Origin of the sequence: Rhodopseudomonas sp. AAP120, from assembly GCF_001295845.1 — a bacterium.
GTDB lineage: Bacteria > Pseudomonadota > Alphaproteobacteria > Rhizobiales > Xanthobacteraceae > Rhodopseudomonas.
Genome location: NZ_LJIC01000047.1, coordinates 35,771 through 44,668, shown reverse-complemented (window position 1 = coordinate 44,668; position 8,898 = coordinate 35,771). Strand labels below are relative to the sequence as shown.

Here is an 8,898-nt window from a genome sequence, read left to right as displayed (position 1 = left end):
GGGGGGAGCCGCACCATTGTGCGCGCCGCGCTGGCGCGGCTTGCGGCCGAGGGGCTGGTCGAACTGCGCCGTAATCGCGGCGCCGCGGTGGCGACGCCGAGCTGGAGCGAGGCAAGGGACATCTTCGATGTCCGGATCGGCCTCGAGCGTCTGGTGGTGGCGCGGCTCGCCGGCCGGCTGACGCGCGAGCAGATCAAGCAGCTCAAGCAACACGTCGACGCCGAAGAGGCGGCGCGCGGCAGCAACATGCCGCTGTCGATCCGGCTGGCGACGGACTTTCACATCAAGCTGGCCGAGATGACGGGCAATCCGGTGCTCGCGCGCTATGTCAGCGAAGTCGCCTCGCGCTGCGGGCTGATCCTGGCGCGCTACAGCCGGCCCCATTCGTCGGATTGCGCGGTGAGCGAGCATCGCGCGCTGATCGCGGCGTTGTCGTCCAATGACGTTCCGGCCGCGATGGAGCTGATGGATCATCATCTCGATGCGGTGGCCGATCGGGCGATGATCTTCGAACACCGACCGCCGGAACGCGACATCCAGGAGATCCTGGCGCCTTATGCGAAGGAGGCCGCGCAAGTGAAGGGCAAGAAGGCCGCGAAGAGGAGCTAACCCCGCTCCGCAGCGTCATTGCGAGGAGCGCAGCGACGAAGCAATCCAGCGCCGTGCACGGCGCTTCTGGATTGCTTCGCTTCGCTCGCAATGACGGGGAGAAGTGGTCGCGCTGTCTCGTCAGCCTTTGCGATGCTGTGAATTCGGCCGAAGCGCCTTCTACGCTTCGATCCCCTTCTGCGTCAGCAGCCGCTCGGCGCTGTCGTTCCAGACGTCCATCTTGACGATCTTGCCGCCGCGGACAACGAAGCGATCGACGTAGCGGTTACCTTCGAATGGCGTGCCGTCGGGCCATTCGCCGTACAGCGTGCCGGTGTTGTACACGACGGTCTCGCCGTCGCCGGGCGCGACGTCGGTGCGCTCCATCTTCTTCTTCACCCATTTGTAACGCATGGCGTTGAACGCCGTGGCGTCGCGCGGATGCGAAAACTTACGCCCGCCCGTGAAGGTGATGGCGACGTCCGCCGCCATGAAGGTCGCCGCCGTTTCCGGATCGGGGATCATCGAGGCGACCAGAAAGCGTTCGACCAGCGCGGCCGCCGCGTCGGTATCGTCGGCCGGCGAGGGCGTCGGGGCCGGTTGAGCGTGAGACATGAGGACTTCTCCATGGTCTGTATGATGGCCCAATCAAAGCAAACAGGGTGCCAAGATCGTATCCGTTCCAGTCCAGAATTGTATACGATCTGGGCGGCCGCTGTCTGCATGTTGAGCAGTCACGGGCCCTGAAGCTGCGATTTGACGGGCTTTCCCGAGAGTCTGCGGCGATTCCGCCCCGCCGCCTTCTGGCACACCGCTTGCTAGCTCTAGCCTGCATCCATTGGAGAGAGGGCCGTGAGCATGTTCGCATTGCCGAGAATTTCGCGCCGCTTGCTGATTGCCGCAGGCGCAACGTCGTTGGCGCTGGCCGCGGTGCCGGCATTCGCGCAGGAGACCGTGAAGGTCGGGCTGGTCGCGGCGATGTCCGGCCAATCGGCCAAGTCGGGCGAGGCAATCGTCCGCGGCCTGTCGCTGGCGATCGACGAGATCAACGCCAAGGGCGGCGTGCTCGGCAAGAAGGTCGAGCTGGTAGTGCGCGACGATGAAAGCAACCCTGCCAAAGGCGTGATCGCGGCGCGCGAGCTGGTGCAGCGCGAGAAGGTGGTGGCGTATTTCGGTGGCATCGATACGCCGGTGTCGATGGCGATCGTGCCGTTCGCTAACCAGTCCAAGGTTCCGTTCATCGGCGTCTGGACCGCGGGCACGCCGATCACCCGCAACGGCGCCGCCGAGAACTACGTATTCCGCGTCTCCGCCGTCGACGCGCTGGTCGACGTCGCGCTGGTCGACTACGCGGTCAAGAAGTATTCGGCCAAGAAGCCGGGGATGATCCTGATCAACAATCCCTGGGGCGAGTCCAACGAAGCCGGGCTGAAAGCCGCGCTGGCCGCCAAGAACATGCCGAACGCCGGTGTCGAGAAATTCGAAGGCGGCGACGTCGATTTGGTACCGCAGCTCACCCGGCTGAAGGACGCCGGAGCCGACGCGCTGTTCATGGTCGCCAACGTGGCGCCATCCGCACAGGTGGTGAAATCGCTCGACCGCATGGGCTGGAACGTGCCGGTGGTGTCGCATTGGGGGCCCGCTGGCGGCCGTTTCACCGAGCTGGCCGGCCCGAGCGCCGAGAAGGTGCACTTCATCCAGACCTTCAGCTTCTCCGGCAACCCCAGCCCGAAGGCGGCCGCGGTGCTCGATGCGCTGAAGGCGAAGTACCCGCAGATCAAATCGGCCGCCGATGTCACGCCCGCCGTCGGCATCGCCAACGCTTATGACGCCATGCATCTCACCGCGCTGGCGATCGCCAAGGCCGGCTCGACCGACGGCACCAAGATCCGCGACGGCTTCTACGAGATCGGCAGCTATGACGGCCTGATCAAGAGCTATGCGAAGCCCTTCACCAAGGACAACCACGACGCCCTGTCGCCCTCGGACTACATCTTCACCTACTTCAAGGGCGACGAAATCCTGCCGCTGACGAATTGAGTGGATGAAGGCTGACGTCACCCAAGTTCGTCATTCCGGGATGTCCCTGCGTCGGCGCAGCCGACGAAGGGGCAGGCCCGGAATCCATACTCCCTGTGGTTGAGTTGAGGCACAGCGTCGTGACGCCTGCGTTCAACACGAGCACAGGGGATATGGATTCCGGGCTCGCGCTTCGCGCGCCCCGGAATGACGAACGATAGTTTGTAGTTGCGACAACCCTTACGGACCCCCATGCTCGCTTCCGCCATCATCTCGGGTATCGGCCTCGGCAGCATGTACGGGCTGATCGCGCTTGGCTTTCACATCACCTATGTGGTGTCGAGCACCGTGAACTTCGCGCAGGGCTCGGCGATGATGCTGGGCGCCGTGCTGGGCTACACCTTCGGCATCCGCTATGGCTGGCCGATGCCGCTCGCGGTGCTGGCGGCGCTTGCCTGTTGTGCGCTGGTCGGGCTGGTGATCGAGCGCTTCCTGGTGCGGCCGTTCGTGGCGCGCGGCTCCAATGCCTGGCTGATGGCGACGGTCGCAGCCGGGATTGTGCTCGACAACATCGTGCTGTTCACCTTCGGCAAGGAGCCGCGTGGTTTTCCGTCGGCGCTGGCGAGCCAGCCGATCCGCATTTTTGGCGCCGGCGTCTACCCGCTGCAGTTGATCATTCCGCTGGTCGGGATCGGTTGCGCGCTGGCGCTGCATCTGCTGCTGCGCCACACGCGGCGAGGCAAGACGCTGCTCGCGGTGGTGCAGAACCCAGATGCGGCGCGGCTGATGGGCATCAACGTCAACCGCACCATCGCCATCTCGTTCATGGTCTCGACCGCGCTTGCCGGTCTCGCTGGCATTCTGATCGCGCCGTTGTTCAGCGTCAGCTCGGAGATGGGCACGCTGTTCGGCATCAAGGCGTTCGCCGTCGCGATCCTTGGCGGCATGGGCTCGGCCTGGGGCGTGGTGATGGCGGGGCTGGTCTACGGATTGATCGAAGCGCTCGTCACATCGTTCCTCGGCTCGGTCTATACCCAGATCGTGGTGTTCTCGGTCGTCATCCTGGCGCTGGCGCTGATGCCGAACGGGCTGTTCGGCCGCGCCGCGATCAACAAGGTCTGACCATGCAGCCGCGATCATCCTTGCGCGCCTACGCGATGCCCGCCGCGATCCTGCTGCTGACGCTGGCGGCTGCGCTCTACGCCGCGCGGGCCGACGGCTACGCGCCGTTCGTGCTGGCGATGGTGGCGCTGACTTGCGTGGTCGGCGTCGGCCTCAACATCCTGGTCGGCCTCACCGGGCAGATCTCGCTTGGCCATGTCGGCTTCTACGCGATCGGCGCCTATACGGTGGCGATCCTGACGCTGCAGGGACTGAGCTTCTGGCTGGCGCTGCCGCTGGCCGGACTGATCGCCGGCGCCATCGGCCTGCTGCTGTCGCTGCCAGCGCTGCGCGTCACCGGGCCGTATCTGGCGATGATCACCATCGCGTTCGCCTTCATCGTGCAGCATCTCAGCATCGAATGGCGCGGCGTCACCGGCGGCTCCAACGGGCTGATGGGCTTGCCGCCGCCCGCGATCGGCGGCCATGTCTTCACCGAACGCGAGATGGCGCTGCTGGCGATCGGCCTCGCCGGCGCAGCGACGTACTTTTTCTATCGGCTTGCCGGCTCGGCGTGGGGCAGGGCGATGGTCGCGGTGCGCGACGCCGAAGTTGCGGCGCGCTCGATCGGCCTCAATCCGGTCACCGTCAAGGCCGCGGCCTTCATGCTGTCGGCGGTGTTCACCGGGCTCGCTGGCGGCATCTTCGCGTCGCTGCTCGCCTTCGTGGCGCCGGACTCGTTTCCGTTCTCGCAGTCGATCCTGTTCCTGTTCGCCTGCGTAGTCGGCGGCGCCGGCTGGGTGTTCGGCCCGGCGGTTGGCGCTGCAATCACCGTGGTGCTGCCGGAACTGCTGTCGCAGCTCGCCGAGTATCGGCTGCTGTTCTTCGGCGCGTTGCTGCTGGCGGTGCTGTGGCTGGCGCCGGAAGGCGTGCTCGGCACGTTGGCAAGGCTGGTGCGGCGAACTGACCCGCGGCCGGCGACACCGGGCGATGTCGGCGCTTATTTGGCCGACGTGTCGAGCAAGCATGCGCTTGATGTCAGCCAGATCGGCATCAGCTTCGGCGGCATCAAGGCGGCTTCGAACGTATCGTTTGCGTCGCAGCCCGGGCAGGTCACCAGCGTGATCGGTCCGAACGGCGCCGGCAAGACCACCGTGCTCAACATGATCGGCGGCTTCTACAAGCCGGACAGCGGCAGCATCCGGCTCGGCGGCGATGAGCTCGCCGGCGCGCCGGCCTGGCGGGTGGCGCGCGCCGGCATCGGGCGCACCTATCAGACCACCAAGCTGTTCGACACCATGAGCGTGCTCGACAACGTGCTGATCGCGATGCGCGGCGGCCGGCTCGGCTCGATGGTGAGCACCGCTGCGACTGCCGCCGATGAGGCCGCAGCCGAGGCTTTGATCGCCTTCGTCGGCTATCGCGGCCCGCTCGCCGCCATCGCCGGCGACCTGCCGCATGTCGACCGGCGCCTCGTCGAGATCGCTCGCACGCTGGCGATGCGGCCGCGCGTGCTGCTGCTCGACGAGCCCGCCGCGGGCCTGATGGCGTCCGATAAAGACTCGCTAAGCGGGCTGCTCCGCCGCATCGCCGATCTCGGCATCGCCGTCATTCTGGTCGAGCACGACATGCGGCTGGTGATGGGCATCTCCGACCATATCGTGGTGCTGGACGCCGGCACGCCGATCGCCGCCGGCACGCCGGACATGATCCGCCGCGATCCGAAAGTGCTGGCCGCCTATCTCGGCGGCGCCGAGATGCGGGCGCGGGGCCGCGACGCGCCCTGGGACGGCTCGCGCGATGCGGTGCTGACCGCGATCAATCTCGTTGCCGGTTATGGCGCCGCGCCGGTGCTGTCCGACCTCAATCTCGAAGTCCGGCCCGGCGAGATGGTCGCGGTGATCGGCGCGAACGGCGCCGGCAAGTCGACGATGATGCGCGCGCTGGCCGGCCTGCTGCGGCCGGTCGACGGCGACGTGATTCTCGACAACGAGCGTATCGACAAGATCGCCGCGCACCGCATCGCCGCGCGCGGCCTCGCTCTGGTGCCGGAAGGCCGGCAGGTGTTTCCCGAGCTCAGCGTCTACGACAATCTCGAACTCGGCGCCAACACGCGTAGCAATGTCGACTACGCGGCCGAGATCGAGGCGGTGCTGAAGCGGTTTCCACGGCTGCGCGAGCGGCTGCACGGACGGGCAGGGCTTCTGTCCGGCGGCGAGCAGCAGATGCTGGCGATCGCGCGCGGCATGATGGCCAAGCCGCGCATCCTGCTGCTCGACGAGCCGTCGCTCGGCTTAGCGCCGGCGATGATCAACGAACTCTACGACGTGCTGGCCGATCTGCGCGACGAGGGCATCACCATTCTGCTGGTCGACCAGATCGCGGTGCTGGCGCTGGCGGTGGCCGACCGCGGCTATGTGATCGACAGCGGCAAGATCGTCCGAAACGACAGCGCCGCGGCGCTTGCCAGCGATCCCGAGGTCGAGGCCGCGTATCTCGGTCATGTGTCGTAGCGGGCAATTGCCTCGTGTCCCGGACGCGGTGCGGCATACTTATGCCGCTCCGCAGATCCGGGACCCCGGTGACTTTCAGGCCAACAAACCGGGACCCCGGATCTGCGACGTAAGACTTGGTCTTGCATCGCGTCCGGGGAACGGTTCGAACTAATCAAACTTCAGGGATAATTCGATGACGTTCGATCTCATTCTCCGCAACGCCGCCATCGTCGATCGCGAAGGCCGCGCCGATATCGGCATCAAGGCCGGGCGGTTTGCGGCGATCGAAGCGGGACTGCCGAACGACGGCGCGCCGGATCAGGATTGCGGCGGGCGTCTCGTCGTGCCGGGCTTTGTCGAGACCCACATCCATCTCGATAAATCCTGCCTGCTCGGCCGCTGCAATTGCGAGATGGGCACGCTGGACGAGGCGATCGCCGAGGTGGTGAAAGCCAAGAAGGCGTTCACCGAGGAGGACGTGTACCAGCGTGCGTCGCTGACACTGGAGAAGGCGATCAAGCACGGCACTAATCGAATTCGTACTCATGTCGAGGTCGATCCGCGCGTTGGCCTCACCAGCTTTCGCGCGCTGAAGCAGCTCAAGGCGGACTACGCCTGGGCGGTCGATCTGCAGCTCTGCGTGTTTCCGCAGGAGGGGCTGCTCGATGATCCGGGCTGCGACGAGGTGATGCTGCAGGCGTTGCGCGAGGGTGCCGACGTGGTCGGCGGCGCGCCCTATATGGATAAGGACTCGCACGGCCAGATCGATCGCATCTTCGCGATGGCCAAGGAGTTCGACATCGATATCGACTTCCATCTCGATTTCGGCCTCGATCCGGCGCATCTCGATCTCGATGAGGTTTGCCGCATGACGGACGCAACCGGATGGGGCGGCCGCGTTGCGATCGGCCACGTCACCAAGCTGTCAGCGATGCCGACCGCTGCGTTCGAGGCGGCTGCGGATCGCCTGGCCTCCGCCGGCGTCGCCGTCACCGTGCTGCCCGCGACCGACCTGTTTCTCACCGGCCGCGACAGCGATGCCAACGTGCCGCGCGGCGTGACGCCGGCGCACCGGCTGCGCGCGCGCGGCGTCAACGCCAACATCTCGACCAACAACGTGCTCAACCCGTTCACGCCGTTCGGCGACTGCTCGCTGATGCGGATGATCAATCTCTACGCCAACGTGACGCAGGTCGGCGCCACCGCCGAACTCGCCGGCTGCCTCGACATGGTAACGTCGGCCTCGGCGCGGCTGCTGAATCTGAAGGACTACGGCACCGCGATCGGCAACCCGGCCGATCTCGTCGTGCTGGACTGCGTCACCAAGGCCCAGGCGGTGTGCGAGATCGCGCAGCCGCTGTTCGGCCTCAAGCGCGGCGTGCGGACATTCGACAAACCCGCCGCGATGTTGCACAAGCCGAACTGATTTCGCCGCGGCGACACCACCAACACCGACGGAGACACGATGCCGGTCGACGACACGCTGGATGCGTTCTGTGCGCATGGACTGATCGAACGCCAGACGCAGCAGCACGGGCCGCTGGCCGGGCTGAATTTCGCCGTGAAGGATTTCTTCGACGTCGCCGGCGTGCCGACCGGCGCCGGCAGCCCGGAATGGCTGGCGACGCATCCGGTGCCCGCGCGCTCTGCGCCGGTGGTCGATCGGCTGCTCAAGGCCGGCGGCAAGATGGTCGGCAAAACTCACACCGACGAGATGGCGTGGAGTCTGAACGGCGAGAACGCTCATTACGGCACGCCGATCAATCCGGCCGCGCCGGGCCGCATCCCGGGCGGCTCGTCGAGTGGTTCGGCGGCGGCGACGGCCGGCAAGCTGGTCGACTTCGCGCTCGGCTCCGACACCGGCGGCTCGGTGCGGCTGCCGGCGAGCTATTGCGGCATCTATGGCATTCGCACGACGCACGGCCGTCTTCCGCTCGACGGCGCCGTGCCGCTGGCGCCGAGCTACGACACCGTGGGCTGGTTTGCGCGCAGCGCCGAGTTGATGGCGACGATCGGCAACGTGCTGCTCGACGACGTCCGCGCGCCGCGGCGGCCGTCGCGCGTGCTGATCGCGCAGGATCTGTTCGCCGCGATTGAGCCGCGCGTCGCCGAAGCGCTGCAGCCCGGCCTCAAACGGCTGACTGCGTTGCTCGGCACGCCGACGCCGGTCGATGTCGTCGGCGACGAACGGGCTGCGTGGCGCAACGCGTTTCGCGTGCTGCAGTCACGCGACGCCTGGGCGGCACATGGCGCGTGGGTGACCGAGGTGAAGCCGGCGTTCGGGCCCGGCGTGAAGGAGCGTTTTGCGGCTGCCGCAGTGATGGCGCCTGCCGAGATCGCCGACGCCGAAGCTCTGCGCCAGCGCATCACGGCGAAGATGCTGGGGCTGATCGAGGACGCGGTGCTGATCGCGCCGACCGCGCCCGGCATCGCGCCGCTGCGCAATTCCTCCGGCGATGCGCTCGAAGCCTTCCGCGCGCGCTCGATCGAGCTCTTGTGCCCCGCAGGCCATGCCGGCCTGCCGCAACTATCGCTGCCGCTGGCGACGCTCGACGGCTGTCCGCTCGGTCTGTCGTTGATCGGCGGCCGCGGCTGCGATGAGGATCTGCTGGCGATTGCCGCCGAACTCGAACGCGCAGGCTGACAGGCCTACGCCGGCGTGTGCCGCGCCTGGATGCGCGCCGCTGGATGCGGC

Annotated in this window: 7 protein-coding genes; 6 read left to right on the top strand and 1 reads right to left on the bottom strand. The window is 66.8% G+C overall.

Going from position 1 to position 8,898, the window contains the following annotated elements; translation table 11 throughout:
* A partial coding sequence (locus IP86_RS08740; RefSeq protein WP_054162134.1) for a GntR family transcriptional regulator occupies window positions 1-609 on the top strand: 609 nt, incomplete at its 5' end.
* Window positions 610-768: 159 nt separating this feature from the next.
* Here IP86_RS08740 and IP86_RS08735 read toward each other — a convergent pair.
* Window positions 769-1,203: a nuclear transport factor 2 family protein gene (locus IP86_RS08735; protein WP_054162130.1), complete on the bottom strand. Its 435-nt coding sequence runs from the start codon at window positions 1,201-1,203 to the stop codon at window positions 769-771.
* Between the two features lie 243 nt (window positions 1,204-1,446).
* Between IP86_RS08735 and IP86_RS08730 the strand changes: the two genes are divergently transcribed.
* The 5 genes from IP86_RS08730 to IP86_RS08710 all read left to right on the top strand — a co-directional run bounded on the left by IP86_RS08730 (window position 1,447) and on the right by IP86_RS08710 (window position 8,847).
* Complete coding sequence (locus IP86_RS08730; RefSeq protein WP_054162129.1) at window positions 1,447-2,628, top strand: ABC transporter substrate-binding protein; 1,182 nt, start codon at window positions 1,447-1,449, stop codon at window positions 2,626-2,628.
* A gap of 231 nt (window positions 2,629-2,859) precedes the next feature.
* Window positions 2,860-3,729 carry a branched-chain amino acid ABC transporter permease gene (locus tag IP86_RS08725; protein ID WP_054162128.1) on the top strand — a complete coding sequence of 290 codons (870 nt, stop codon included), beginning with the start codon at window positions 2,860-2,862 and terminating at the stop codon, window positions 3,727-3,729.
* Between the two features lie 2 nt (window positions 3,730-3,731).
* Complete coding sequence (locus IP86_RS08720; protein ID WP_054162127.1) at window positions 3,732-6,221, top strand: branched-chain amino acid ABC transporter ATP-binding protein/permease; 2,490 nt, start codon at window positions 3,732-3,734, stop codon at window positions 6,219-6,221.
* 175 nt (window positions 6,222-6,396) lie between these two features.
* Window positions 6,397-7,629 carry an amidohydrolase family protein gene (locus tag IP86_RS08715; protein WP_054162126.1) on the top strand — a complete coding sequence of 411 codons (1,233 nt, stop codon included), beginning with the start codon at window positions 6,397-6,399 and terminating at the stop codon, window positions 7,627-7,629.
* Window positions 7,630-7,668: 39 nt separating this feature from the next.
* Entirely contained in the window at window positions 7,669-8,847 is a 1,179-nt protein-coding gene (locus IP86_RS08710; protein WP_054162125.1) for an amidase, read from the top strand.
* Window positions 8,848-8,898: the final 51 nt, after the last annotated feature.

Coding starts and splice junctions, on each gene's coding strand:
- IP86_RS08735 (WP_054162130.1), bottom strand. CDS start 1,203: ATGTCTCACGCTCAACCGGCCCCGACGCCCTCGCCGGCCGACGATACC.
- IP86_RS08730 (WP_054162129.1), top strand. CDS start 1,447: ATGTTCGCATTGCCGAGAATTTCGCGCCGCTTGCTGATTGCCGCAGGC.
- IP86_RS08725 (WP_054162128.1), top strand. CDS start 2,860: ATGCTCGCTTCCGCCATCATCTCGGGTATCGGCCTCGGCAGCATGTAC.
- IP86_RS08720 (WP_054162127.1), top strand. CDS start 3,732: ATGCAGCCGCGATCATCCTTGCGCGCCTACGCGATGCCCGCCGCGATC.
- IP86_RS08715 (WP_054162126.1), top strand. CDS start 6,397: ATGACGTTCGATCTCATTCTCCGCAACGCCGCCATCGTCGATCGCGAA.
- IP86_RS08710 (WP_054162125.1), top strand. CDS start 7,669: ATGCCGGTCGACGACACGCTGGATGCGTTCTGTGCGCATGGACTGATC.